Raw genomic sequence first — 25,510 nt, forward strand, 5'->3', positions numbered from 1 at the left:
ATAGGGAGCTGAGCCTGACCGCTCGGCTCCCACCTTTAACTCTCGAAAACCTTAAAATACACACGCGCCGCGTAGCGGCTTTGTTCAACCAGTCGCGGTAGTCAACAGATTTCGCTGGCGCTCATCTATCGGAAGCTAAACTTGCTTCATCAAACTTCGACTGATTCGATGTTGGACGTTTGACCTTTAGCGTTCAACGTTCAACCATCCTTCGACATGAAATCTTCTGAACAACTTTTTAAACGTGCGCAGGAACTCATTCCTGGCGGCGTGAACTCGCCTGTCCGTGCTTTCCGTTCTGTGGGCGGCGCTCCTTTCTTTACTCAAAGTGCCAAGGGCGCGCACCTGACCACCGCCGATGGGGCCGAACTGATCGACTTCGTTTGTACCTGGGGCCCAGCCATCCATGGGCACAACGATCCAGACATCCGCGCAGCGATCGCGACCGCGCTGGAAAACGGCACCAGCTTTGGCACGCCTAATCCGTATGAGGTCACGATGGCGGAACTGCTCGTCGACATCGTGCCTTCGGTCGAGAAGGTGCGGATGTGCAACTCTGGCACCGAAGCCACCATGTCGGCCATTCGCCTGGCACGTGGCTACACCGGCCGCAGTAAGATTATAAAATTCGCGGGCTGCTACCATGGGCATGTGGACTCGCTCTTGGTCAAGGCCGGATCGGGCGCACTGACGCTGGGCAACCCCGACAGCGCCGGCATTCCAGCCAGCTTTGCGGCGGAAACCATTGTGCTGGACTACAACGATCCAGAAGCGGTGCAGGCCTGCTTCGCGCAACAGGGCGACGAGATCGCCGCGATCATTGTCGAACCATATCCGGCCAACTGTGGACTCATCTTACCCGACGATGGCTATCTGGAATTACTACGCGAGCTCTGCACCAGCAATGGTTCGGTCTTAATCTTCGACGAAGTCATGACAGGCTTCCGCCTGGCCCTCGGTGGCGTGCAAGAGCGCATCGGCATCACGCCCGACCTCACTGCATTGGGCAAAATCATCGGTGGCGGCCTGCCAGTAGGCGCCTTCGGTGGCAAAGCTGAGATCATGGATCACCTCGCACCGCTCGGTCCCGTTTACCAAGCCGGCACCCTCAGTGGCAATCCGCTCGCGATGGCCGCCGGTATCGCTGCACTTCAGAAGCTAAAAGATAGCAATCCGTATCCGCTCTTCGAAACAATGGGCGCACAGATTCGCGAAGCGCTGCTAGCGACGGCCAAGGAAAAGGGCTTAGCGCTACAAGTGCCCCAAGTGGGCTCGATGTTTGGCCTCTTCTTCAGCGAAGCGCCTGTGCGTAATTACCAAGACGCAACCAGCAGCCAGACACAACACTTCAATACGCTCTTTAAATATGCACTCGACCACGGGGTCTATCTACCTCCCTCGGCTTACGAGACCTGCTTCATCTGCACCGCTCACAACGGTACCGACGTCGAGCAAGCCGTGGAAGTGCTCGTGGCAGGCATCCGCTCTATTTAGTGAGTCGACCCTAATTCGATCTCATACAGTCGCCCCACCACAACTCGAGCCTTGTCCAGCAGTACAGCCAAAGCAGTGCGTCCCAACTTGAATAGCTCGCATCTGCCAATCACTCAAATCCAAATCCCACAAGCGATCTGGAGCTGCCTTGGAACCATGCTGCAAACCTAATTGTTGATTAAAATCGCAGTCAAAAAGATCGCCTTCCCATCCGACACTGATCGTGTCACGACACATTAAACCATCGATGGATGCAGGGTTAAAATTCTCCAATAATAATTGCATGTAGGACTGATAACTATCTTGACGCTTTAAATACGAAGTAAATCTAGCAACGGGCATATTTGTAATCGCATACAAGTCATTAAAAACGACATTAAAGTGAGCCTTTAATTCACGCTTATAATCAACTTCCAATTCCAACTGATCAGGAGGTAACTGAGCTCCAATCGGGTTGAATACTAGATCCAGCTTTAATGCAGGATCTGAGCCATAACCGAGCGCATTTAATGTTTGCAGTGCTTGTATGCTCGAATCAAAGACGCCACTCCCCCGTTGTGCGTTCACATTTTCTGGAGAATAGCACGGCATTGAAGCAACAATATGCACCCCATGCTTTGCATGAAAATCAGCCACCCATTCATAGCCTGGCTCATTCAAAATCGTTAAGTTACAGCGATCCATCACCGAACGTCCCATTTCGCGCACCGCTTGTACTAAATAACGAAAATGCGGCATCATTTCAGGAGTGCCACCGGTCAAATCAACGATCTCAATTTCAGTATGACGCAGCCAATCCAGAATACGATCCACGGTCTCCAATGTCATTATTTCTTTTCGATGCGGCCCTGCATTCACATGGCAGTGTACACATGTCAAATTACACATTTTGCCAGTGTTTACCTGCAACACCCGAGGTGCTTTCCGAGATAATTTACACTGATGAGCTGCAAGTGTGTCCTGAAAAGAAGCTGTAGTCATGATCGGCATCCGGCTTTGAGCACAACGCACGATAATTTATTCCATCCGATTTTTGTGACATTGAGATAAGGCCTGATAATCAAAAATACTCACTACGAGAGAAACTGCAACACTAACAAAGAGATCACGGATGTAGGTATCCACAGCAAGACCCCCAATAACAGAGGTCGGCATCCGACCTGACGACACAGGGTGGGTACCATTCCCGCACCAATCAAGAAGAGTGCAGCAGTTAGAATGCGTTGACTCGCTTGAAACACGATCTGCCCCACTGCCTGCAACTCAGGTAATATCCAAACAACAGCCGCCACAAATATGAAGCCGAGAATAAACCATGGTAACGGGAACCGAACACTCTGTTGACCACAATGCGCTTCCTTCTCCATAGCATCTTCACGATACATATAACTGACGACGCAAGCAATTGGAATGATCCACAAGGAACGCGCTAACTTTACTGTAGTTGCAAGCATCAACGCTTCTGGACTATAAGCCAAGCCTGCTCCGACCACCGAACTGGTGTCATGTATCGCCAAGGCAGCCCACCAAGCAAACAGTTGATCACTTAAATCAAGCATGTGCCCCACCCACGGAAAAACCATAAGTGCTACCGAATTTAAAGTAAACACCACAGCTAACGCCGTAGCGCTATGCAGTGACCGTGGACGCATGACCGCTGACACCGCGGCAATGGCACTTCCGCCACATATTGCAGTCCCCACACAAATGAGGAACCCGGTCTCCCGCTGAACATGTAATAAACGCGCGCACAACGTCCCACCCAACAGTATCAAACTGATACTCACAAATGTCATCGCCAAGCCATTCAATCCAGCCTGCACTACCATGGGTAAATGAATTCCAGCGCCCAGTCCCATAATCGAGAACTGCAATAAGCGGTGCGCACAGTCACTCCAGCGCCGGGGACTTCGATTGCAGCCGAACTGAGCGATCCCCACTCCAAGACCAAGTGCCAATGCCCCACTCACTGGCGTGCAAATAACCAATAGAATGCCCGCTGGAATCATCCACTCCCGGTAGTTTAATAACTTTGGCTGATTAATTTTCATGCTGCAAGTATAACGCAGATCACTCGCAATAGGTAATTGATATTTTCTATTTACTATCAGATTATTCTATAACAAAATACATACATGAAACCTTCGCTGCCACGTCTCGACCCGGAATGGCTCTCAACCTTTCTAGCAATTACCCAACATGGTGGAATGCTCGCGGCCGCACGCGCACTCCATGTTTCTCAACCCACACTCTCAGCACGCATACAACGTCTGGAAGACGCCGTAGGACAGAGCCTATTCGACCGTTCCAGTCAAGGAATGCAACTCAATGACGCAGGTAAACGCTTACTACCGGTGGCGAAAAAGCTGCCCAATCTACTCAATGAAGCACTTACATCAGTAAATCCTCACAGCGTGCAAGCACTCACTAGTCCGATTCGACTGTCTGCTAGCTCGACGCTCTCTGATTTTGTATTCCCCCAATTATTGGCTCAATTTCGCAAAATTCATTCCAGTTCAGGCATCGAACTGCGTTCAGAAAACACGGACGAAGTACTCTCATCCGTGCGGAGCGGACGTGTCTGGCTCGGAGCCGTCGAAGGACTCACCCGCGCGGCAGGTTTGCACTTGGAACCCTTCGCAATAGATGAGATTATTCCCATTTACGCGCCCGATCAGGTAAGTCAAAAACTCAAGCAACAACTGTCCAAACCGCTCAGCATCGAAATGCTGACCACTCTACCGATTCTGTGGAGAGAATATGGGTCTGGCACGCGCCGAGTGATTGAAGAATATTTCACTCAGCACGGCGTACGCTTAAGCACACTGAAGCCCAATCTGGTATTTGGTAGTACAATGGCACTCAAACATGCCACCCTTGAAGGCATGGGCATCGCCTTCATGCCTCGGCGTGTACTACAACAAGAGCTTGCTCTAAAAAGACTTTGCGAAATTGATTCGCTCAACCTTTCAATCCAGCGCACGTTTAGCTGGGTCATTCCCAACGGAGAGCTCCCACCCGAGTTGAATGCATTCTACCGATGGGTAAATACCCAATTCACAAACGCATGAGAACAACACCGATCACTGTGCATGCATCGTCTCATGAGCCACCTGACGCAAAGAGACCGCTTGTTCATCACTAAAATCATTTGGTTTGTAAGAAACTTCACGTGCATCTGCATTGAAAAAGAATTCATACCAGACTAAAGCCCCCAGGTACTCACCATATTTGCCAGCATGATAACCGTCGTTGGCAACATACATGTTCCCCTCATTATTCTTTCTCCAATAAAAAATTTTATGCAGGCTCTTACTTTGATCCGGCAAATTATACTGATCTGCGGGATATACTAAAGTCTTAGTATCAATTGTCGTGGGTTGATAATCCCAAAGTGCTTCTTTTTTAGCATTCTGAAATGCGGTCCCCACAGGTATGACTCGCAGGCCGAACTCCTCAGCGACTTGAGCATATGCAGCATGCAAATCAGCATACATTGCATCCGGCTTTAACCCCCAACTCTTAACACGATAACTATCAATACTGTGCGCCCATGTCTCATGGATAACAATCTCTGCGTCTGGAGCATATTGCTTTATGTATGCAATCAGACGTTCAGTATAAGGATAAAAGGTATCAATTTTAAAACTCTTCGAACTAACCTGTTGGATGGTGATATAATCCCACTCCCCATCCTCCAACATTTCTTTGAGTGGAACCTGCTTACGAATATCCTCTCCATTCATATTGTATAGATAGGCCTTTCCTTTAGTCGCATCCAACTCATGCGCCTCCGCAAGACTCACATGCTTATCCAATGGGCAGCCCCCGATATAGGCATACGCAACATCTGCAGACAAATCCGGATTGGATTTGATGATCTGAGGCAGGTAGCGCATCGAATTTCGAGTAAAACTATTCCCCACGCCTAGTATTCGCAAAGGAGCCTCTCCTGCAGATAAAGTACCTGCACTAAGGGATATTAATAAAAAAAAGAGAATCTTTTTATACAACTTCATAATTAATAATGGTAGCGGGAAAAAGAAAAAGTTGATTATAGAATACCCGTAAAAAATCAGCACAAGGTTTAACTCCGAAAAACGTATGCTAAAAATCGCAAGCCATCAGCTATCATATCCTCTTATGCCCACAATCACTGAATACGGCACAATGGATAAGACGCAGCTACTGAAAAAATCGGCGACAAGAATTGGGAATCATATACCAGTGCACATCATTATCGGCATGGCTCATGCTATACGTTCCACCTTCGCACAAATTTAGAGCTGCATATCAAATGACATTTACTTCCAGTTTTTCACCAAAATTAAACTGCTTAATCGCGACATTATGCATGAGTGTGCTCAGTACATCCCAAGCCGATAATATCAAAGACACGCTGCAAACGGCCATTGACCGTGATGCAAACGAAACCATAGAGATCTCACAGAGAATATGGGATTATGCTGAATTAGGTTACCAAGAGTTTAAGAGCTCAGAGTTACTACAGCAAAATGCTCAAATGGCAGGTTTCTCAGTAAAATCAGGAGTCGCTGACATTCCCACCGCATTTGTCGCCAGTTATGGTTCTGGCTCACCAGTCATTGGTATCATGGGCGAATTCGATGCACTACCAGGCCTCTCTCAGACCGTCACACACGAGCGTGAAGAACATGTCGAAGGGGGCGCGGGACATGCCTGTGGCCACAACCTTTTTGCCGCGGGGTCCTGGGCGGCCGCGAAAGCCATTAAAGAGCAAATCGAAGGTGGCACTCTCTCTGGTACGATCCGTTTCTACGGAACCCCCGCCGAGGAAGGAGGAGCTGGCAAGGTTTACATGGCACGCGCCGGACTCTTCGAAGATGTGGACGTTATGCTTCACTGGCATCCGGCGGGGTTCAACGATGCATCACCCCGCTCAACCAACGCCAATAAAGGCGCCAAATTTCGCTTTCATGGAATCCCGGCACACGCGGCATTGTCGCCCGAAAAAGGTCGCTCTGCATTAGATGCAGTCGAAGCCATGAATTTCATGGCCAATCTAATGCGCGAGCACGTACCAGAGGCAACTCGTATCCACTACGTCATTACAAACGGTGGAGAAGCTCCCAATGTTGTGCCAGAGTTCGCCGAAGTATTTTACTACATTCGCCACCCAGACTTCCAAACTGTACGCGAACTCTTTGACCGCCTAGTGTTGACAGCTGAAGCCGCTGCCATGGGCACCGAGACTACGATGGAGTACGAAGTGATCAATGGCTCATATAACATACTCCCAAACGAAGCACTATCTCGTATAACCTATAATAATTTAATCAAAGTGGGCGGCGTTAGCTACAATGCTGAAGAGCAGAAATTTGCTGAAAACTTATATGCAACTCTATACAAGCCAAATAAACCACTAGGCTCACAAGAGAACGTTGAGCCCTTTATACCTTCCGCTGGTCGGGCATCCAGCGATGTTGGCGACGTCTCATGGTTGGTCCCAACCACTGGTCTCACCACTGCTTGCTTAATTCCCGGTTCCTACCTCCACACCTGGCAAGCTGTCGCTGCAGGTGGATCTAGCATCGCTCATAAGGGCATGCTTAATGCCGCAAAAGTTCTGGCAATGACAGCGGCAGACCTGCTTCAGGATCCCACTCTCATCGCAGCAGCCCGAGAAGAATGGGAAGCATCAAGAGGCGAAGATTTCGAATACTATCCGCTCTTGGGAGAGCGCGAACCTCCCCTCGACTATCGAAAATAAGCTGCTGCCCATCCTAATTCCGCTTAGGTGGCGCGGGCCCCGTCACTCAAGGATTGAGGTCGTAGGACATCAAACGCCGATTACTTCGCAGTGTTTCGCAAAGCATATTTGAGAACAAAGCGTGTTTAGAAGCCATGCGGATTGCGTCCACTGCCACGCATACGCTGCTGCTTCACCGCTGGCGGATTCTCCAGGTAGAGGCCGTACCATTGGTCCCCCAAGCCTGCATTAGAAAAACTCTTAGCACGATCATTGGACAGGTGTTCCCAGTTCCGACTGAAAGTATCGGCTCCAGTGGCTTCTTTGGCCTTCAACAGCACTCGACGGGCTTCATTGGGCTCGCCAACTTGAACATAGATCCAAGACATCAAGCCGTAAAGCAAAGTGCCACGGTCGCCCCGAAACCACATAATCTGGCGCTTGAAGACCTTTTTCGCGCCCTCCAAATCATCATTCTTATAGCAGCGCGCCATTCTCATGGCCACCGCCATGGGATCCATCATCATCGGGCCTCTCAAGAAACCGCATGTGGCTAGGATCTCGTCAACCTTGTCGAATTCCTTCAGCTGATAGTAGAACTGCAGTCGCATAGTAGCAATCTGGCGCCCAGTGAGTAAGGACCACTTCCGAAAGGGTTCGAGTCCCTGAGTGAGCTCTAAGCCCTGTTTTAACATGGCCTTTTGATCCATTTCGATCGCGCGTTGTATCTGCTTAACATTTCCACCGGGCTTGTTCTGAAACTGCTGCACCTTCCGCTGTATCCGTCTCTGAGCGGCTTGCATGCTTTCCTGAAGCGCGCCTTGAGGCTTAGACATCTTTTTCCGAACCAAGAATCCGATCAGGAAAAACGTGCCAGTAAATCCAGCCAGACTTAAGAAGACTGTCGTCCCCGAACTAAACTGCGAAGTGATCAAGACACTCGCCAATGCGATAGCGACCAGCGCTGAAATGAGAAGTGAAAGCATACTTTGAGACTTTTTGTCTAATGAATTTAATCCGTAACTTGATTTCTCCCAGGATGACATGCGCACCAGAAAGACGTCAAAGACCAATTTTACGAGAGTCTCTCTCTTTTCTAAAATAAAGTCACTTCAGAATGGCACGGAGTTAAGCCGCATGTTGCGTAAAAAAAAGCATCGAAGGGTTTCAAGCAACTGCTATGCAGTTAGTTGCGAAAATACCAAAAAACCTTCGATGTCAGAAAAGAAACAAAAAGAACTTCGATTCACAAGCAGTAAAGCACGTCGTGTGACTGCGCGTTTCGACGCGGGCGCTTTCCCAATACAAAGATCCTCTTTCGTGCCGACAGCGGCTTTTGCCGTCACCGCACACTGGGGTGGTGTGAACGTCATGGGGTGGATTACATCGTAGGGCTTGCTCGTAATTCAGTCTGCAACGATTCGGCCAGAGTCTACAAATGCAGGCCGCCGAAGCTTTGGAGGCTCAGGGGTGTAAGCAGAAGCTCTTTGGGCAACTCAGTTACGCGGCAGGCAGTTGGAAGCGCAAGCGCCGCGTAATCCACAAGGCCGAGCACACCGACAAGGGGGCCAACCCACGCTTCGTCGTGACGAGTCTGCGTGCAGAGCCTGAGTCAGTCTACCGCCAATACTGCAAACGCGGCGAGATGGAGAACAACATCAAGAAGCAGATGATGCTCTACAGTGATCGCACCAGCGCCATCAGTGGTGGGCGGACCAGTGGCGCGTGTTACTCTCATCGCTCGCTTACCTGCTGATGGACACCATCCGCAGGCTTGCCCTCAAAGGCACCGAGCTGGAAAAAGCAACGGTTCATACAATACGCCTGAAGCTGGTCAAGATTGGTTGCCTGTTCCAGCGCAAGAGTGCCCGCTACGTCATACCTCTGAGCGCAGCAGGCCCCTTCAAAGAACTCTTTGAACACGTGGCCGCACGTCTGCGCCCAACGTAAACGCAGGCATGCGGGCTAGAACGTTTCTCAATAGTAATGACATACATCGTATAATGAAATGAAGAAATCTAAATGAACCGCCTCATGCCCCAAAGCGGTGAAGCGCTCACTCTTACCTTTGCTGTATATACTCAGGTAAGTTCAAGCAATTGATGCAAACGCTCAACATTCACCAGTGCCGTCCTCCATGACAGTGGAATCGCTTCGGCGCCTTGACTAGCTCCCAACAGAAGCCCCAAGGCCAACCCACGGGCACAATTATCGCCTCCAGCCATCGCATTCTCGGAGAATGCCTTCGGCAAGTCATCCCCATGCTTGAGTGCGAGATAGATCACCGCTGGCAGAGCCGATGCAATGGGGCAGGATTGACCCAGTTGAGCAATCGCCTCGACCGAATCCAGCCCGAGCACCTGCTCAGCTTCTCCCAAAGCCCAGGCGGGAGCGGTCGCTCTTACAGTGCTAACAAAATCCATACCATGTAAAATACGATACCCCGCAGTCGCTAAAAAAGTGGCTGCCTGATGCGAAGCTTCGCTAGCATGAGTCAGCAACGTTTGCTCAACACAAGCAGTAACAACCTCTGCTTCCGGTGCCTTCGCCATGTAAGCAAGCATTGGTGCAATACGCACCGCCCCGGCCAGTTCCTTCGAATCACTTCCCGCCCGAAGCGCCGACGCTCCCTGCTCTAAGTTCTGCAAGGTAGCTTTAGTCGCATGATCCAAATAATCGCGATACCCAGGCCACATACGGACCCAATTTTGCATAAAGCTGCCAGCATCCCATCCTTGATTCTGCAGTAAGTCATCCAGCAGACACAGAGCCTGATCACCGACGTGGCTTTGCTCCCCTGCTCCCTTTGTAGGATGATATGAATCCACACCGGGAGCTTGATACTCCGTGACATAACCAAATTTCTGCGCCAACTCTGAGCAGTCATAGATCCAGTGCACTCCCAGTGAAAGCGCATCCGCTGCAAAACTGCCGAAAAGCAGCCCGGCACGCCGTTGATAAATATCGTCCATAAAAATGTGTGAGGTTGACTCTAGAAACAACTAAATAGCGTTCATTGCTATAAAACCAACAAAGAGACAAAAAGATCAGAAAGCGCAAACTGCCCCGGCAATTAGACAGCAAACGAAATGGAATCAAGTCGTGTGGAGCCAAAGTAACGCAAACACTACTTTGCTGGCTTGACTGTGCGCCCAGTCCTGTCTGCTTTTTTCAAGACTACTTTTCACATGATCGACATTAAGCTACTTCGCGAGCAACCGGATTTCGTCCGCGCTGCCATTGCCAACAAGAAATTCAAGACCGACATCGACTCGGTGCTTGAACTGGATGCTGCCCGCCGCACTAAGATAACCGAGGCGGAGCAAGCTCGTGCCGCACAAAAGGCCGCCAATAAGGAAATGGCAGCTCTGCCCAAGGGCTCTCCAGAGTTTCTCACAGCTGTCAAAGGAATGAAGGCGATGGCGAATCGTGCCAAAGAACTCGAAGCCGAAGCCAAAACTGCTGACGAAGCTTTTCAAGAGGCCTTTCTCTCCATTCCAAATCTACCGGATCCTTCGGTGCCGGTAGGCAAGGGAGAAGATGAGAATGTAGTCGCTTCGACGTGGGGTGATGCCGATGCCGATTACCCATACGCCCTACCTCACTTTGATATTCCATGGTTTGAATCCCGTATTGATTTTGCGCGCGGAGTCAAAACAGCAGGCGCAGGTTTCCCGTTCTATGTGGGAGAAATGGCGCGACTGGTCCGAGCTCTGGTCAACTTTTTTCTGGAAGAGGCACGCTTAAACGGCTACGAGGAAGTGCTACCTCCTATCGTAGTGAATGCGGAAAGTGCAACGGCGACAGGCCAATTACCTGACAAAGAAGGCCAAATGTATGTTGATGAAAAAGAGGGCCTTTACCTAATCCCCACCGCAGAGGTGCCAGTAACCAATTTCTATCGCGACGAAATCCTCGACAGTGACCAGTTACCAATTATGCGCTGCGCCTACACCCCCTGCTTCCGACGTGAAGCAGGCAGCTGGGGCGCACATGTGCGCGGGCTAAACCGCCTGCACCAGTTTGATAAAGTCGAACTGGTCAAATGGACCGATGCCGACAGCTCAATGCAAGAGCTGGAAAAACTTCGCGAAAATGTCGAAGCCACACTGCAGAAGCTGGAACTCCCCTATCGCGTACTCCGTATGTGCACAGGCGATATTGGTTTCCCACATGCCAAGCAATACGATCTGGAGGTTTTCGCTGCTGGACAAAAACGCTGGCTGGAAGTGTCGAGCTGTTCCAATTTCACCGACTTCCAAGCGCGTCGCGCCGGCATTCGCTATCGTGGCCCTGATGGCAAGCCGATAACCGCTCATACTCTCAACGGATCAGGTCTTGCGGTACCGCGTGTGCTTGCAGCTATTTTGGAAAACCATCTACAAGCCGACGGTCGCGTCAAAGTGCCTGCTTGTCTGCAACACTGGATGCAGCAAGAGTATATTGGCGAAGCAAAGTAATTCTGCTAATAGCTAATAGCGTTCCAAGTCGCATAACAAGCCAGGCAATGCGTACGCTGGAAAGCTTGCCTTAGCGCCAAGAATCAACAGCCTCCACGGTCAATGGAAATTCTACAAGAAGCAATTGCATCGCGCAATGTCGTGGTCTGGATCATACTCCTGGTTCTGCTGATCCTCTTCATTAAAATCCTGAAAAGTGCCGGTAAAGGCTTAGTCATACTACTCATTTGCCTAGGTCTGGTATTCATGTTCGCGAAAATATTCCCGGGCTTGCTGGATCCTTTGGTGGACTTCGTACGCGGCGGCTGGCTGGGTGATAGCCGCCCAAGTCAACCTTGGTAACGCAGCCCAATCACTGGCCTCCAAGGGCTCAATTAATTAAAATAGAGTCACAGACTTGATCTTCTTGCGAATTTGGCATTGCAGGCGAGAGCAAGGGGCATTTGCTAGCTCCCCTTATGGCTAAGCAGGCACAAACCGCAATCACTCCTACTCGTAACGAAGACTATCCCGAATGGTACCAACAGGTCGTCAAGGCTGCCGACCTAGCGGAAACCTCTCCTGTTCGCGGATGTATGGTCATCAAACCCTGGGGCTACGCAATATGGGAGAACATTCAACGCGATCTTGACCGACGCTTCAAGGAGACCGGCCACAAAAACGCATACTTCCCGCTCTTCATCCCGATGAGCTTTTTACAAAAGGAAGCTGATCACGTAGAAGGTTTTGCCAAGGAATGTGCAGTTGTGACGCATTCGCGACTCGAAGCAGACGAAGATGGAAAACTGCAGCCAGCTGGCCCACTGGAAGAGCCATTAATCGTACGCCCCACATCTGAAACAATTATCGGTGAACTGTTTTCCAAATGGGTGCAATCCTACCGCGACCTCCCCTTGTTGATTAATCAGTGGGCCAACGTTGTGCGCTGGGAAATGCGCACTCGCCTATTTCTTCGCACCGCGGAATTCCTATGGCAGGAAGGCCATACGGTGCACGCCACCTCAGAGGAGGCGATGGCCGAAACTCGCCAGATGCTGGAAGTCTACGCCGATTTTGCTGAAAACTACATGGCAATGCCCGTCATCACAGGTGAAAAAACAGAAGCAGAGCGCTTCCCAGGGGCGGATGCCACTTTTGCGATCGAAGCGATGATGCAAGACCGCAAGGCACTGCAAGCAGGCACCTCACACTTTCTGGGGCAAAACTTTGCCAAGTCCAGCAACATAAAATATCTCAGCGCAGAAGGTAAGGAGGAATTCGCTTGGACGACTTCATGGGGCGTGTCCACTCGTCTGGTCGGTGGCCTGATCATGACTCACTCCGACGACGACGGTCTGGTCTTACCACCACGCATCGCGCCCTCTCACGTAGTCATCATCCCCGTCACCCCCAAGGAAGCCACTCGTCAACAGGTGCTCGACTACTGCCTTGAACTGAAAGAACAACTCCAAGCGCAATACTATATGGACGGGCGCGTGCGTGTCGAATATGACGACCGCGACATCCGCGGTGGAGAGAAAGCTTGGGGCTGGATCAAAAAGGGCATCCCTCTACGCGTCGAAGTCGGCCCTCGTGATATGGAAGCAGGCAATGTCTTTGTCGGTCGCCGTGACCGTGCGCCCAAAGACAAGCAAAGCATTCCACGAGAGCAATTTGTAGCCGGCATCGGCGACCTACTGGACGAAATGCAAGCAGGGATGCTGGCCAAAGCTAAAGCCTTCCGCAAAGAACACACCCGCGAGATCACTACGGAGGCTGATTTTATCGACTTCTTCACTCCGAAAAATAGTGAACAACCCGAAATTCACGGGGGCTTCGCCTCTATGGGATTCTGTTGTGATTCAGCACTGGAAGATAAGATTGCCAAGCAATACAAGGTCACCGTCCGCTGTATCCCGAATGCCACAGTCGACGAAGTTGTTCCCTGTGTCTTTACAGGCAAGCCAGGCAAACGAGTTATCTTCGCCAAGAGTTACTAGTCAGTCCCACTTTCAAAATTTAATCTGATTTCAATTATGTCCAACGTCCGCGTTCGTTTCGCTCCCAGTCCTACTGGATTCTTTCACATCGGCAGTGCTCGTACTGCGCTTTTCAACTGGCTCTACGCACGCCATACGGGTGGCACATTTGTACTGCGCATCGAAGATACCGATAAAGAGCGCAATACGGACGAAGCACTGAAGGTGCTACTCGATGGCATGAAGTGGATGGGAATGGACTGGGACGAAGGCCCCGATGTCGGTGGTCCCTACGGCCCCTATTTCCAAAGCCAACGCCAGCCGATCTATGACGAGTATCTAAAGAAACTAGAAGATGCGGGTCGCACCTATGAGAAAGATGGTGCTATTTGGTTTAAACTCGAAGGCGAACGCTACACCGCATACGACGACTATCTAAAAGCCGAAATCGAGAAGGTGAAAGCCGAACCAGTTATCATCGACGATGCCGTGCGTGGTCGCGTCGAGCGCGCAGAGGAAAAAGACTTTGTGCTGGTACGCAAAGATGGAAGTCCCGTCTTCCACTTCGTAAATGTGGTCGATGACATCGCGATGGGCATTACCCACGTCATCCGTGGTGAAGACCACCTGTCCAACACTAGCAAACACGTTGAACTCTTCAAAGCCTTCGGTGTCGAACCACCTAAATTTGCCCACATCCCACTCATTCTTAAAGAAGAAGGATCGGGCAAAATGAGTAAACGTGACAAGGGGGCACTCATCGAAGAATACGAATCACGTGGTTTCCTGGCGGCTGCAGTACGCAACTATATCTCTTTACTGGGCTGGAACCCGAAAGATGAACGGGAAAAAATGGACATCGGTGAAATCATCGAACTCTTCGACTTCCCCGGGATAAACAAAGGCAACTCACGTTTCGACGAAAAGAAACTTTCAGCACTCAACGCCGAATATTTACGCGAGCTGAATATTGAAAGTTTCAGCTTTCTCGCACGACCACTACTGAATGAGGCTGGTGTCGTGAACGAAGAAGTGGATGAAGATTACCTACAAGCAGTGCTGACACTCTGCCAACCCAAGGCACGTTCACTGGATACACTCTCCGAACTCTGCGGCTACTTCTTTTTGGAGGACTACAGCATGGATGAAAAAACGGGAGGGAAAATCGCCAAGAAAACGGATCCAAAAGAGTTGCTGTCCGAGGTACTGCCGATTCTACAATCAATCGAAAAATTTGATGCCGAGAGCCTTAAAACTGCACTGGAAACACACGCAGAAGACAACAATCAAAAAGTATTCGCTTACTTCCCTGCTCTTCGTTACGCCACCAGCGGCCAAGGCGGTGGGCCCGACCTGCTCCCCATGCTGGCAGTAATGGGCCGCGAACGTGTAATAAATCGCATCCAGCGATTCATAGGGTAAAAGCTCAAGCCTTACTGACTGATTGGTATGATTCGAGACCAACAAGACCTTTCTATGCGCGGCAATATGTAGCCGCACACAATCAGCGTATACGAAACTCAGCAACCCGTTCACGTTCTTGCTTTAGCGTCCTCCATGGAATACTGCGGGAGTCCACTTCAAGTTGATATAGATCCTCGTAGCCCTCGCGATAAGCCGAAGGGGTTTGTCCCACACAACGCCTAAATACGTTAGCGAAATATTGACTGGAGCTAAAACCACAGCTCAAAGCAATCTCTGTAATAGTATTCTCGCTATTGCGCAGTAAGTTACGCGCACGCGCCACGCGCAAGCGCGTGAGATAAGTCATCGGACTGTAAGCAGTAAATTGCCTCACTAGCTCGCTCAAACGCGTACGCTGCACCTGACAACATTCACTCATCTGCTGTAATGTCCACTCTTCATCGCAACGTTCATACAAAACGTCCAGAAACGCTCGCACGCGCCGTTCACTATCCAAGGCTTCCATAACAGTTTCAGGCTCACTGACAATTAGACGGCTCAACTCAACTAAAATCACCCGCAGCAGACTGAAACCATTGGCTCGGCTTAAAGCCCGTCGACTCTCTAGTTCTTCTACCATCCACGGAAAGAGTTTTTTTATATGTGGGCTCGCACGCCAAGCATTTCGTGTCGCATTGCAAAATACTCGGCTCATCTGCACACTCTCCTCACGCGTCAACCCCAAGGACTTTGGAAAGTTGATCGACCTGCGTGGCTTAGTGTAATCGCCGGGAATAGTAAACAACAAGTGCCATGCTTCGTTGACGGGTTGCTCCAGCACTGGACTGCCATGTAATTGCCAGGGAAGCGTAAAAAAGATGTCACCCTGCTGCACCACTTCGATACGTCCATCAACCACCCATTCCATGCGTCCGCGACTCACATAGGTCAACTCCATACCCCGATTTTTATGCAAACCAAGGTCGCCAATCTTCAAATGCCCACAACTGATAATGTCATCCATTTACTTAGACGATTCAACGCTCTCGAATTCAGCAGTCAATGTATAAAATTTACCGCTGAACAGAGGCGAACGACAAACATTCGATATTGTGTTACTCTATAGAATACTCAAATTATTATGCTAAACGGAATTTCCCCTCTCATCAGCCCCGAACTGTTAAATGCCTTATACAGGATGGGGCACGGCGACGAAATCATACTCGCGGATGCACACTTCCCAGGCGATAGCTTTGGACAACGCGTCATCCGAGCCGACGGGCTTAACATTCCGGAACTACTCGAGGCAATCCTCCCCCTATTCCCTCTGGATCCCTATGCTGAAGCATCGCTAGCCATGATGGCTCCAGTACCAGGTGACACACTCGATTCTACTGTTGAGCAAGCGTATCGCAATGCGATGGTCAACGCAGGTGTGGATAGGAACATCTTAATTGAGCGTGTCGAACGCTTTGCTTTCTACGAACGCGCAAAGACAAACTACGCAGTCGTAATGACCGGTGAAATGGCCAAATATGGCAATCTGATTCTAAAAAAGGGCCTCGCTAATATTTAAGCCTGTAGCCCACAGATGTATTTAACGTTAAGCCCCTATTAAGCTCTGATATTCATATAACCCCAACAAGTTTAAAACTTGTTACCACTCATAAATAATATGCCTAAAAACAAAACAGTACTCCTCGTCGCCAATGGCGACTTACGTATCACAGCCAATCAAAACTGCTGGGCAAAGCAGGAAGAGATGGAGCAAGAACTCACGGAGGTGGTCAATCGCTTGGGAGCAGACCTAAAGCGTGCCCACCAATATGATCCCGAACTAAAGCATGGCTTCATTTCCAGCCAACGCCAAGGTATGGATGTTTTTGCTACAATCGACCGCAAGGCGCCCCTTATTGTTGCCGAAGCTGTTTGGCAATACTCACACCACTTGCTACACGGACTAATTGCACATGAGGGCCCCATTCTCACAGTAGCAAACTGGAGTGGCACATGGCCCGGTCTGGTCGGTATGCTCAATCTAAATGGCTCTTTGACTAAAGCAGGAGTTGAATACTCCACACTGTGGAGTGAAGATTTCAGCAATGATAAAGCCTTTCAAAAGAAATTACAAAAATGGCTCGATACTGGCGAAGTCAAACATCAGACCGCGCACGTAAAGAAATACAAGACTCGTCAAACACCTGCTCGTCTAAAGAAGATTGCAGAAAAAATTTCTACCGACCTGGATCGCAACAAAGCAATCATGGGGGTATTCGACGAATTCTGCATGGGGATGTACAATGCAACCATCCCGGATGAACTGCTCTTTCAAACCGGAGTTTTCAAAGAGCAACTCAGCCAAAGCGCCCTGTATGCTGAAATGCTAACTGTTTCTGATTCCGAAGCCGAAGAGGTCTTCAAGTTCATTGAGAAAAAGGGATTTAACTTCCATTTTGGTAAGAATGAAGAACAAGAGCTCACCAAAGCTCAAGTCATCGATCAGTGTAAGATGTATATCGCAGCCTGCCGTATTGGCGACACCTTTGGTTGTGATGCACTTGGCATCCAGTACCAACAAGGCCTCAAAGATCTGTGTCCCGCATCCGACCTGGTAGAAGGTATGTTGAACAGCACCGACCGTCCTCCAGTCAAGAATGCAAAGGGAGATATTATCCTAAAGGGTGAAACCTATCCCCACTTCAACGAAGTGGACCAATGCTGTGGCTTGGATGCACTGATGACAAAGCGCGTGCACACTGCGCTCAAACAACCACCCGAAACCACCCTCCATGACCTGCGCTGGGGCGACTGGGATCAATCCGGCACTACCGATGAGTATGTTTGGGTATTCCTCATCTCGGGTTCTGCGCCCATCGAACACCATATTGATGGATGGAAGGGAAGCCACGGCTACCGTCAGCCTGCGATGTATTTCCCCAAGGGGGGCAGCACCTTACACGGCGTTGCGAAGCCCGGCGAAATCGTATGGAGCCGCATCTTTATCGAAGACGGCAAACTCAAGATGGACTTGGGGCGCGCAAAGGTCATCACACTTCCCGAAGAGGAAACAAAGCGGCGTCTCGAAGAGACTACGCCGCAGTGGCCCATTATGCACGCCGTCACCTATGGTGTCGGCCGTGATCAAATGATGGCTCGTCACAAGGCTAACCACATTAATGTCGCCTACGCAGACTCAGCGAAGTCTGCTGATAATTGCATGTATGCGAAAGCTGAATTGGCTAAGAACATGGGCATGGAGGTCTTCCTCTGTGGCACCGATGCCAAAGGCAAGAAGTTCCAAGCATAGAACCATAGCAGCAAGTAATACCTCTTCGCAAAAAGTTTGAACCTAATAGAGATGTTTCTCGTAGCCCCGGTTTTCAAAACCAGGGAGGCGCCCATCGCCCCCGAAACTTAGTTTCGAGGCGACTCTTCCGAATATCTAATGGATCATGTATTGTTAGAATTGGTATAAGATTTATTCTTCTTTCAGGTGCCCCGTTTTGACGGGGCACCTTTTTTATGTTCGGCAGAACAGATGCAAGAGGCAGGTCACTCGCTGATCAGTCCACAACAATCAACCGCCATCCGATGTCTTCAAAATCTTAATGAACGCATCTTGAGGAATGGATACACTCCCAATATTTTTCATGCGTTTCTTACCCTCTTTTTGCTTTTCAAGGAGTTTGCGCTTTCGAGAGATATCACCACCATAACACTTCGCCGTCACGTCCTTACGATACGCGCTGATCGTCTCACGGGCCACGATATTACTCCCAACACCTGCTTGAATCGCAATCTTGAACATTTGCTTGGGCAGAATCTCTTTGAGTCGCTTACAGAGTGCGCGTCCTCGCCCTTCGGCCTTATCAGCATGAACAATAGAAGAGAATGCATCCACCGCTTCACCATTCACCCGAATATCCAGGCGACACAGCTTCGCTTGCTCATAGCCTGCCATTTCGTAATCCATCGATCCGTAACCGTGTGTAATACTCTTCAAACGATCATTAAAATCCACTAAAATTTCATTCAGCGGCAGACGACAGACCAACATCACACGCTGTCCATCAATCGTCTCCGTATGCTCACAGATTCCACGTTTTTCCGAGACAAGCGCGAGTACATCACCAATGGATTCAGACGGAATATGAATCGAGGCACTAATCATCGGCTCCTCAATAAAATCGATCTCAGCTGGATCTGGTAGATTCACTGGATTGTGCACATCAATTTGAACCCCATCCGTCTTCGTGACCAGATAGACCACACTCGGATAAGTGGAAATGACATCGAGATCATATTCGCGCCGTATACGCTCCTGAATGATCTCCATATGCAGCAAGCCGAGGAAACCGCAACGAAAGCCAAACCCTAGAGCGACAGAATTTTCTGACTGATAGACAAAGGCGGCGTCATTCAGACGTAATTTACCCATGCCTGCTTTAAGTTTATTATAGTCGCTGGTATCAATCGGATAAATGCCACTAAAAACCATTGGGCTAACTTCCTTGTAGCCAGGCAGCATTTCCTTGGTTGGATTCGCGCTATGTGTAATTGTGTCCCCTAGCTTTAGATCAGCGACATCGCGTAAATTGGTCACCACATACCCCACATCTCCCGCGACTAGTGTGGCTTGCTTTGTCATCGCTGGCGAAAATTTACCAACTTCTTTGACCAGCATCTTTCGTTCGTCACTCATGGTGATGATCTGATCATTCATTTTAACCTCACCGGAGAAAACACGGACGTAGCAAATGACCCCCTTGTACGCATCATAAATGCAGTCAAAGATCAACATACGTAAACCATCCACCTCAGCCCAGCGTGGCTTGGGCACTCGCGTCACCGCCGCTTCCAAGAGATCCTCAATTCCGATCCCAGTCTTACCACTGGTCAAAACCGCCTCATCAGCAGGGATCGCAAGCACATCTTCCAGTTGCACCATAATCGATGGCACATCGGCACTCGGCAGGTCCACCTTATTGATTACTGGAATAATTTCCAAGCCTTGCTCCAGAGCGAGATGCGCATTCGCCACAGTTTGCGCCTCAATTCCCTGCGCCGCATCAATCAAGAGCATCGCACCTTCACATGCGGCCAAACTTCGAGATACTTCGTATGAAAAATCCACGTGGCCGGGCGTATCAATCAGGTTGAATGCGTAGTCCTTACCATCCTTCGCACGATATACCATCGATACGGGGTGGCTCTTGATAGTAATGCCGCGCTCACGCTCAAGATCCATCGAGTCGAGGAGTTGCGCTTTCATATCGCGCATTTCGACCGTGCGCGTCATTTCGAGAATACGATCAGACAGTGTCGTCTTGCCGTGGTCTACGTGAGCGATAATGCAGAAGTTGCGAGTATGGTTGAGATCAGTCATAAATGAGGGAACGGGCTAAAATCACGTTCTTGGAGAAAAGTTCAACCTTCTTTCTCGAAAACAAACTTTACCTAGGCGAATGATTCTGGAAACGTCGCATCATATGTCAGAAACATCTCAGCTTAATATCCTCGTAGTCGGCTCCGGTGGACGCGAGCACGCCCTTGTCCAAAAATGTCTGCAAAGCCCTTTAGCAGGTAAAGTCATCGCTGCCCCGGGAAACGGCGGTATGGCCTCAGAGGTCGAATGTTTCAATGTCACCGTCGAAGACATCCCTGCTCTTGTTAAACTGGCACAGGATCAAAAGATCGGCCTTGTCGTGGTCGGCCCTGAAGTGCCACTCAGTCTCGGCTTGGTCGACGCGCTCGCCGAAGTTGGTATTCCCGCCTACGGTCCCAATCAGGCAGGAGCCCAACTAGAATCAAGTAAGGCTTTTTGCAAAGACTTTTTCGCCCGACATCAGATTCCCACGGCCGCCTACGGTACATTTACAGAAGTCGCCCCCGCTCTCGCCTATCTAGAAGAACACCCCGCCCCCATCGTGATCAAGGCCAGTGGCCTCGCGGCTGGCAAGGGTGTCATCATGGCAGAGACTCAGGAAGAAGCCATTGCGGCGGTCAAAGACATGCTGGAAGGCGACGCATTTGGCAGCAGTGGCAAAGAAATTGTGATCGAAGAAACTCTGTACGGCGAAGAGGCCTCGATCCACGTGATCGCCTCGGGTGAGCACTTTGTTTGCTTACCGCCTAGCCAAGATCACAAACGCGCCGGCGAAGGCGATACAGGTCTCAACACAGGTGGTATGGGTGCCTATACCCCAACCAGCAAGGTCACGCCTGCAATGCAGGCGGAAATCGAAGAGCAAGTCATTAAACCCACCCTTGCAGGGCTCAAGGCAGACGGCATCGATTATCGTGGCACACTCTATGCCGGCCTGATGCTCACGGAGAAAGGTGTCAAAGTGCTCGAATATAACGTCCGATTCGGTGACCCTGAAACACAGGTATTACTGCCAATGGTGGCCGACGACCTAGTTCCCGTACTCTTGGCCTCTGCCAAAGGCGAAGCGCTCCCCGCAAAATTGAAATTCCACGAGGGTGCAGCCATCGTGATCGTATTAGCCGCAGGTGGCTACCCAGGAAGTTATGCCAAGGGCAAAGCCATCCACTTCCCCGACACCTTACCCGCCAGCAGTGCCATCGTGCATGCAGGAACGACTCGCGACGCCAAAGGCAGCATCCGCACGGCTGGAGGACGCGTCTTGGGCGTCAGCGGACAAGCACCTACGCTGCAAGCGGCCGTCGATCTAGCCTACTCCGTCTGCGATCAGATTGAATTTGAAGACAAGTACCTCCGCCGGGATATCGGACACCGTGAATTGAATCGGTAAAATGAAGCGCCAAAGAGGAAATCACGAAGCGTTCATGGGCTCAATCTACAAATCACTGCCTTTACAAAACGTCCCAAGCACACAACCTGTCCATAGTCATGACTACCAAACGCAAACTCATTCTGACCATCTGCACCGGCAACATATGTCGTAGTCCTATGGCAGAAAAGCTTCTGCAACATGCGCTCGCGGTTGAGGGGGCGCCATTAAACCAGTTAGAGGTGGCATCGGCAGGCGTGGCAGCTGGCTATGGAGACCCTGCATCGACAAACTCGATAAGTGCCCTAAAAAAAGTTAAACTAGACCTGACTCACCACAAAAGTCAGCCCGTTACACAGGACCTAATCGACCGCGCCTTTCTGATTCTAGGAATGACTCAGTCACACATCGACATCCTACGACACTACCACAACGATCTACCAGAGCGCGTCCACCTCTTCCGCGAATTCATGGGAGCGAACGAAGATCCCGAAATCCCCGATCCTTACGGGCAAAACTTCGCAGCCTATGCCGCCTGTTTTGACTCGATGGCTGAAGCGATTCCTTCGCTAATGACCTATTTAAAGAGCGAATACAAAAAGTAGAACACTCGCCACTTTTATCGATTTGCGCTCAATTTAAAATAGGTCGCACCACCGATTCAATCACTTCGTAGGCAGGACAGGTGCATGGACCACCTATAACCAAAGCGAAGCCCAACCGTCGTAAATAAGGCGTCGGTAAATAGGGACAAGTGTCTCGGCTCCTCCCCATAAAACGTCATTCGGCTGAAGCCACTGTATTATACAGTGCCTCGCAAAAAGTTTGAAGCTAATCGAGGTATTTTTCGTAGCTTCGCTTCTTAGAACCGGGGAAAAATCGATCGCCCCCAAAACTTAGTTTCTAGGCTACCTTTCCGACTGTCTACGAAATCATGCATTCTGAGAATTGATATTAAGACTCGGATGTGCAGGATGCCCTAGCAGCTCAGACTATCCAACACTCAGTGGACTGGTAACTTATTGTAGTGCAATAAAATAAAGAATCAAACGAGTGAGCACAGCCCTTCACACATCAAGCCTCTGCTTATCACCACAGAGCGGCGCACAAGCAGAGGCAAAAAAGAGGCAAAATGAATCGAGTTAATCCTTAGTGTCGTCAGATTTATCATCAGATACTGGCAATACTGGCACGTCCGCAGTCGCTTCAGTAGCTTCCGCAACGGGCTCTACAACCTGAGATGCTTCAGCAGGCACCACAGACGCTACTGTGGGTGCTTTGGGTGCACGCAGCTTAGACTCCTTCGGTTTGGCTTCTGGCATGGGCGGCGCAGCAAAAAGCCGCCCATCACCATATTCAGTCACATAGCCTTCAGTAATCAACCAGCGCAAATCCAACATCAACTGACCTAGCTTTTTTTGCTCTTCCTGGCTAAGCTCAGCCTTAGGCGTCGCTTCGGTCGAAGCCTTCGCATCCTCAGCTAATGCCGGAGCCACTTGCTGGTCCTGATTCTCAATCACGACGTCGCTAGCACGCTCACTTTCATCTGCGTCCGCAGTCGGCGACTCAGCAGCCGCTTCAGCCTTTGCCTTCGCAGCCGCTTCAGCCTTTGCCTTCGCAGCCGCTTCGACTTCAGCTTCTGTCATTTTAAGTGCCTCTGGCTTTTGCTTCTCCGTATCGATGCCGATATATTCCTTAGGCAATTTCGAAGCTGGCATGTCCGGGTGTTTTTCAATGAATTCAATCAAATCCCGAATCGAATCTGTAAAGCTAGTTTGACTATCGCGGAATTTACGCTTCACAGCGCAAACATAAGAAACACCTTTGGAGCCTTTTTTATACACTGCGAATTTATGACGACGCAGGCGCCCACGAATGTTATTAGCCGAATCCAGGGGGAAATGCTTTTGATTTTCGACGTAAGCCTCAACAGAACGACGAATATCTCCTGCTGGCAAACGCTCAATATCGCGGCCAGCAAAGCGAATGGTCGCGCCAGAGCCGACCACCTGATCCTTGCGATGCTGCAACAAGAAGTGACGCGCCGCTTCCAGACTTTCAAAAGATTCCGTTTCGCCCTCTTGCCGCTCTTTTACTGTGTAACGCGCACCTTTCTTCATCGATTCAAGCCACGCATCAATCTGCTCCTGATCTTTAACACCTTCAACCTTTGACGTGAAACGCTCAAAAGACATGCCTGTAATACGAGCCGCATAATGACGCTGGAGAAATTCCTGATACCGATGATAGTTAGGCGGTCCCAAAAGCTCTCCGGTAATGCTGCAGCGATTCACCATTTGAAAATTCCCCTTGGGCGGGTCAATTTCGATCTCTTCAATATCGAAAAACAAATCCAAGTGATTTGTGATCACATAATTAATCGCATCTTCCTCTGTTTCAAATGGAAGATGACCTGGAACCGAAAAATAGAGCTGCTTCGTTTCCCCGCCTTTTACAGGCTTAGGCGAGACCACCACGATATAACGGTCAGGTTTCTCTAACAGTAGATGCGCGATATCAAAGAGTTGGTAGGTACGTGCACTTGAACGTAAGCGATTGATTAATGCTTCGAAAGCCTCATCCTGAGGATAGAGATCCACTTTAACCGTCGGTTCAAAATGAGCAGGCGCTGCGGGGCGCCCACGCCCACGACCACGATGGCGAGTATCTAGATCAGAACGATCATCGCGACGACCACGAGTCGCGTTTGGACTGCTCGGTCCGCGACGATCTGATTGGCCATCCCGGCCACCGGAACCACTAGAGCTAGAGCGACGATCGCGAGGCGCACCACCGCCACGTCGACCACCTTTCCCACCCTTACCGTGCGAATCGTAATTCTTCAGACGGGCGGGCTTTGCGTTCTCGTCCGCCCAATTAGGACCGAAGTCCAGGCCGGAAAGTGAGTTAAGGTCGAGTGCTTGTTTAGAAGCTTCGGTTTGATTTTTTGCTGGTTTTTCAGCCATGGCAGTGTGGGATAAACGCGACCAATAGGAGCATGGACACGTGATTTATAATTGATGAAGATTGAGTTCATAGGGGAAAATATTTAAAGATACAAGCATGTGAACTGTCTTTTTATAAGAAAATTTAAGTTTTTTTAAATTTGTTGTTGATCTATAAAAAAAGCTACGTATCACCTTCGACTTCGCTACTGAAAAACGTAGTCCATCGGTCGAGTGGTGGAATTGGCAGACACGCATGATTAAGGGTCATGTGCCGCGAGGCGTGAGGGTTCAAGTCCCTCCTCGACCACCATACTGACCTAGATCAGTTATAGAAAAGCCGCTCGGATAAGCGGCTTTTTTTGAGGTCATTTATTATACGGGGGCATCTAAAAACAGCGATTGCTGTCTTTCTGCTCCTGAGTTAGCGGGCGGCCTCGATAGGCACGCTCGTTGATCCGAGGGTCGATGCCCTTGCCGCGTAGCCAGTCGAGCATGAGCCAACTATGATAGGCGCTATCAGCATAAAGCGAGCCGTCCGAAGAGATGGTTCTTGACACTCAAACCTAGAAAGCGCTGGAAGCTGAAACGGTCCAGTATCTGAAACTCCGTTTCCTCTTCGCTTATACCACTTCTAAGAATATATGATCTATAAGCTTGGCCTTTGCGTGGCCTCGAAACTTTGTTTCGGGGAGCGATCGGCATCGCCCCGGTTCCTAGAACCGAGGTTACAAAAGATATATCTATTAGGACCAAACTTTTTTCG

The 25,510-nt window shown here is 49.9% G+C and carries 22 protein-coding genes, 1 tRNA gene and 1 pseudogene; 15 read left to right on the forward strand and 9 right to left on the reverse strand.

Annotation, left to right across the window (positions count from 1 at the left end; translation table 11 throughout):
* The first annotated feature begins 216 nt into the window (after positions 1-216).
* Positions 217-1,494: a glutamate-1-semialdehyde 2,1-aminomutase gene (gene hemL, locus QEH59_RS16565; RefSeq protein ID WP_308986501.1), complete on the forward strand. Its 1,278-nt coding sequence runs from the start codon at positions 217-219 to the stop codon at positions 1,492-1,494.
* 21 nt (positions 1,495-1,515) lie between these two features.
* Here hemL and arsS read toward each other — a convergent pair whose 3' ends face one another.
* On the reverse strand, positions 1,516-2,484 hold the full coding sequence (gene arsS, locus QEH59_RS16570) for an arsenosugar biosynthesis radical SAM (seleno)protein ArsS (protein ID WP_308986502.1): 969 nt from the start codon (positions 2,482-2,484) through the stop codon (positions 1,516-1,518).
* Between the two features lie 83 nt (positions 2,485-2,567).
* Positions 2,568-3,545 carry a YeiH family protein gene (locus QEH59_RS16575; RefSeq protein ID WP_308986503.1) on the reverse strand — a complete coding sequence of 326 codons (978 nt, stop codon included), beginning with the start codon at positions 3,543-3,545 and terminating at the stop codon, positions 2,568-2,570.
* Positions 3,546-3,629: 84 nt separating this feature from the next.
* Between QEH59_RS16575 and QEH59_RS16580 the strand changes: the two genes are divergently transcribed.
* Positions 3,630-4,565 carry a LysR family transcriptional regulator gene (locus QEH59_RS16580; protein WP_308986504.1) on the forward strand — a complete coding sequence of 312 codons (936 nt, stop codon included), beginning with the start codon at positions 3,630-3,632 and terminating at the stop codon, positions 4,563-4,565.
* Positions 4,566-4,577: 12 nt separating this feature from the next.
* On the opposite strand, the gene QEH59_RS16585 is transcribed toward QEH59_RS16580, so the two are convergent.
* The gene (locus QEH59_RS16585; RefSeq protein WP_308986505.1) at positions 4,578-5,513 is read right to left on the reverse strand and encodes a DUF4886 domain-containing protein; all 936 of its coding nucleotides are present in this window, start codon (positions 5,511-5,513) and stop codon (positions 4,578-4,580) included.
* A 335-nt stretch (positions 5,514-5,848) separates the two neighbouring features.
* Here QEH59_RS16585 and QEH59_RS16590 point away from each other — a divergent pair, with 335 nt between their 5' ends.
* Positions 5,849-7,243, forward strand: coding sequence for an amidohydrolase (locus QEH59_RS16590; RefSeq protein ID WP_308986506.1), 1,395 nt, complete (start codon positions 5,849-5,851; stop codon positions 7,241-7,243).
* 125 nt (positions 7,244-7,368) lie between these two features.
* On the opposite strand, the gene QEH59_RS16595 is transcribed toward QEH59_RS16590, so the two are convergent.
* A complete protein-coding gene (locus QEH59_RS16595; RefSeq protein ID WP_308986507.1) occupies positions 7,369-8,208 on the reverse strand; it encodes a hypothetical protein in 840 nt (279 codons plus the stop codon).
* Between the two features lie 229 nt (positions 8,209-8,437).
* Between QEH59_RS16595 and QEH59_RS16600 the strand changes: the two genes are divergently transcribed.
* The 3 genes and pseudogenes from QEH59_RS16600 to QEH59_RS19140 all read left to right on the forward strand — a co-directional run bounded on the left by QEH59_RS16600 (position 8,438) and on the right by QEH59_RS19140 (position 9,172).
* On the forward strand, positions 8,438-8,614 hold the full coding sequence (locus QEH59_RS16600; protein WP_308986508.1) for a hypothetical protein: 177 nt from the start codon (positions 8,438-8,440) through the stop codon (positions 8,612-8,614).
* On the forward strand, positions 8,533-8,760 hold the full coding sequence (locus tag QEH59_RS19045) for a transposase (protein WP_425609258.1): 228 nt from the start codon (positions 8,533-8,535) through the stop codon (positions 8,758-8,760). The genes QEH59_RS16600 and QEH59_RS19045 overlap by 82 nt, the downstream gene beginning before the upstream one ends.
* Positions 8,661-9,172: pseudogene (locus QEH59_RS19140) on the forward strand (transposase). The gene QEH59_RS19045 and the pseudogene QEH59_RS19140 overlap by 100 nt, the downstream one beginning before the upstream one ends.
* Positions 9,173-9,303: 131 nt before the next feature.
* Here the strand turns inward: QEH59_RS19140 and QEH59_RS16610 are convergent.
* The gene (locus tag QEH59_RS16610; RefSeq protein WP_308986509.1) at positions 9,304-10,194 is read right to left on the reverse strand and encodes an ADP-ribosylglycohydrolase family protein; all 891 of its coding nucleotides are present in this window, start codon (positions 10,192-10,194) and stop codon (positions 9,304-9,306) included.
* Positions 10,195-10,410: 216 nt separating this feature from the next.
* On the opposite strand from QEH59_RS16610, the gene serS reads away from it, so the two are divergent.
* The 4 genes from serS to QEH59_RS16630 all read left to right on the forward strand — a co-directional run bounded on the left by serS (position 10,411) and on the right by QEH59_RS16630 (position 15,062).
* Positions 10,411-11,682 (forward strand): serine--tRNA ligase, encoded by a 1,272-nt coding sequence (serS, locus tag QEH59_RS16615; protein ID WP_308986510.1) that lies wholly within the window; start codon positions 10,411-10,413, stop codon positions 11,680-11,682.
* A gap of 102 nt (positions 11,683-11,784) precedes the next feature.
* The gene (locus tag QEH59_RS16620) at positions 11,785-12,024 is read left to right on the forward strand and encodes a hypothetical protein (RefSeq protein WP_308986511.1); all 240 of its coding nucleotides are present in this window, start codon (positions 11,785-11,787) and stop codon (positions 12,022-12,024) included.
* Positions 12,025-12,140: 116 nt separating this feature from the next.
* Complete coding sequence (gene proS / locus QEH59_RS16625) at positions 12,141-13,661, forward strand: proline--tRNA ligase (protein WP_308986512.1); 1,521 nt, start codon at positions 12,141-12,143, stop codon at positions 13,659-13,661.
* Positions 13,662-13,697: 36 nt separating this feature from the next.
* Positions 13,698-15,062 carry a glutamate--tRNA ligase gene (locus tag QEH59_RS16630; RefSeq protein ID WP_308986513.1) on the forward strand — a complete coding sequence of 455 codons (1,365 nt, stop codon included), beginning with the start codon at positions 13,698-13,700 and terminating at the stop codon, positions 15,060-15,062.
* 82 nt (positions 15,063-15,144) lie between these two features.
* Here QEH59_RS16630 and QEH59_RS16635 read toward each other — a convergent pair whose 3' ends face one another.
* Positions 15,145-16,068, reverse strand: coding sequence for a helix-turn-helix domain-containing protein (locus QEH59_RS16635; RefSeq protein WP_308986514.1), 924 nt, complete (start codon positions 16,066-16,068; stop codon positions 15,145-15,147).
* Between the two features lie 117 nt (positions 16,069-16,185).
* On the opposite strand from QEH59_RS16635, the gene fucU reads away from it, so the two are divergent.
* Together fucU and QEH59_RS16645 are read left to right on the forward strand one after the other, a co-directional pair.
* Complete coding sequence (gene fucU / locus QEH59_RS16640; protein WP_308986515.1) at positions 16,186-16,620, forward strand: L-fucose mutarotase; 435 nt, start codon at positions 16,186-16,188, stop codon at positions 16,618-16,620.
* Between the two features lie 99 nt (positions 16,621-16,719).
* Positions 16,720-18,351: a hypothetical protein gene (locus tag QEH59_RS16645; RefSeq protein WP_308986516.1), complete on the forward strand. Its 1,632-nt coding sequence runs from the start codon at positions 16,720-16,722 to the stop codon at positions 18,349-18,351.
* 270 nt (positions 18,352-18,621) lie between these two features.
* Here the strand turns inward: QEH59_RS16645 and lepA are convergent, their stop codons facing one another.
* Positions 18,622-20,430, reverse strand: coding sequence for a translation elongation factor 4 (lepA, locus tag QEH59_RS16650; RefSeq protein WP_308986517.1), 1,809 nt, complete (start codon positions 20,428-20,430; stop codon positions 18,622-18,624).
* A 103-nt stretch (positions 20,431-20,533) separates the two neighbouring features.
* Between lepA and purD the strand changes: the two genes are divergently transcribed.
* Together purD and QEH59_RS16660 are read left to right on the forward strand one after the other, a co-directional pair.
* Positions 20,534-21,820 carry a phosphoribosylamine--glycine ligase gene (gene purD / locus QEH59_RS16655; protein ID WP_308986518.1) on the forward strand — a complete coding sequence of 429 codons (1,287 nt, stop codon included), beginning with the start codon at positions 20,534-20,536 and terminating at the stop codon, positions 21,818-21,820.
* 98 nt (positions 21,821-21,918) lie between these two features.
* Positions 21,919-22,404, forward strand: coding sequence for an arsenate reductase/protein-tyrosine-phosphatase family protein (locus tag QEH59_RS16660; RefSeq protein WP_308986519.1), 486 nt, complete (start codon positions 21,919-21,921; stop codon positions 22,402-22,404).
* A gap of 537 nt (positions 22,405-22,941) precedes the next feature.
* Here the strand turns inward: QEH59_RS16660 and QEH59_RS16665 are convergent.
* Positions 22,942-24,765, reverse strand: coding sequence for a hypothetical protein (locus QEH59_RS16665; RefSeq protein WP_308986520.1), 1,824 nt, complete (start codon positions 24,763-24,765; stop codon positions 22,942-22,944).
* A gap of 207 nt (positions 24,766-24,972) precedes the next feature.
* On the opposite strand from QEH59_RS16665, the gene QEH59_RS16670 reads away from it, so the two are divergent.
* A tRNA-Leu gene (locus QEH59_RS16670) sits at positions 24,973-25,057 on the forward strand.
* A gap of 76 nt (positions 25,058-25,133) precedes the next feature.
* Here QEH59_RS16670 and QEH59_RS16675 read toward each other — a convergent pair.
* A complete protein-coding gene (locus QEH59_RS16675; RefSeq protein ID WP_308986521.1) occupies positions 25,134-25,304 on the reverse strand; it encodes a hypothetical protein in 171 nt (56 codons plus the stop codon).
* Positions 25,305-25,510 lie beyond the last annotated feature (206 nt).

Origin of the sequence: Thalassobacterium sedimentorum (assembly GCF_031127905.1) — a bacterium.
GTDB classification, from domain to species: Bacteria; Verrucomicrobiota; Verrucomicrobiia; order Opitutales; family Coraliomargaritaceae; genus Thalassobacterium; species Thalassobacterium sedimentorum.

Bases quoted from the DNA above. Each gene is read 5' to 3' on its own strand.
- QEH59_RS16600 (WP_308986508.1), top strand. From the start codon at position 8,438: ATGTCAGAAAAGAAACAAAAAGAACTTCGATTCACAAGCAGTAAAGCA.
- QEH59_RS16610 (WP_308986509.1), bottom strand. From the start codon at position 10,194: ATGGACGATATTTATCAACGGCGTGCCGGGCTGCTTTTCGGCAGTTTT.
- QEH59_RS16645 (WP_308986516.1), top strand. From the start codon at position 16,720: ATGCCTAAAAACAAAACAGTACTCCTCGTCGCCAATGGCGACTTACGT.
- hemL (WP_308986501.1), top strand. From the start codon at position 217: ATGAAATCTTCTGAACAACTTTTTAAACGTGCGCAGGAACTCATTCCT.
- QEH59_RS16635 (WP_308986514.1), bottom strand. From the start codon at position 16,068: ATGGATGACATTATCAGTTGTGGGCATTTGAAGATTGGCGACCTTGGT.
- proS (WP_308986512.1), top strand. From the start codon at position 12,141: ATGGCTAAGCAGGCACAAACCGCAATCACTCCTACTCGTAACGAAGAC.
- QEH59_RS16590 (WP_308986506.1), top strand. From the start codon at position 5,849: ATGAGTGTGCTCAGTACATCCCAAGCCGATAATATCAAAGACACGCTG.
- QEH59_RS16620 (WP_308986511.1), top strand. From the start codon at position 11,785: ATGGAAATTCTACAAGAAGCAATTGCATCGCGCAATGTCGTGGTCTGG.
- QEH59_RS16660 (WP_308986519.1), top strand. From the start codon at position 21,919: ATGACTACCAAACGCAAACTCATTCTGACCATCTGCACCGGCAACATA.
- QEH59_RS16665 (WP_308986520.1), bottom strand. From the start codon at position 24,765: ATGGCTGAAAAACCAGCAAAAAATCAAACCGAAGCTTCTAAACAAGCA.
- QEH59_RS16630 (WP_308986513.1), top strand. From the start codon at position 13,698: ATGTCCAACGTCCGCGTTCGTTTCGCTCCCAGTCCTACTGGATTCTTT.
- lepA (WP_308986517.1), bottom strand. From the start codon at position 20,430: ATGACTGATCTCAACCATACTCGCAACTTCTGCATTATCGCTCACGTA.
- QEH59_RS16575 (WP_308986503.1), bottom strand. From the start codon at position 3,545: ATGAAAATTAATCAGCCAAAGTTATTAAACTACCGGGAGTGGATGATT.
- QEH59_RS16580 (WP_308986504.1), top strand. From the start codon at position 3,630: ATGAAACCTTCGCTGCCACGTCTCGACCCGGAATGGCTCTCAACCTTT.
- purD (WP_308986518.1), top strand. From the start codon at position 20,534: ATGTCAGAAACATCTCAGCTTAATATCCTCGTAGTCGGCTCCGGTGGA.
- fucU (WP_308986515.1), top strand. From the start codon at position 16,186: ATGCTAAACGGAATTTCCCCTCTCATCAGCCCCGAACTGTTAAATGCC.
- serS (WP_308986510.1), top strand. From the start codon at position 10,411: ATGATCGACATTAAGCTACTTCGCGAGCAACCGGATTTCGTCCGCGCT.
- QEH59_RS16585 (WP_308986505.1), bottom strand. From the start codon at position 5,513: ATGAAGTTGTATAAAAAGATTCTCTTTTTTTTATTAATATCCCTTAGT.
- arsS (WP_308986502.1), bottom strand. From the start codon at position 2,484: ATGCCGATCATGACTACAGCTTCTTTTCAGGACACACTTGCAGCTCAT.
- QEH59_RS16595 (WP_308986507.1), bottom strand. From the start codon at position 8,208: ATGCTTTCACTTCTCATTTCAGCGCTGGTCGCTATCGCATTGGCGAGT.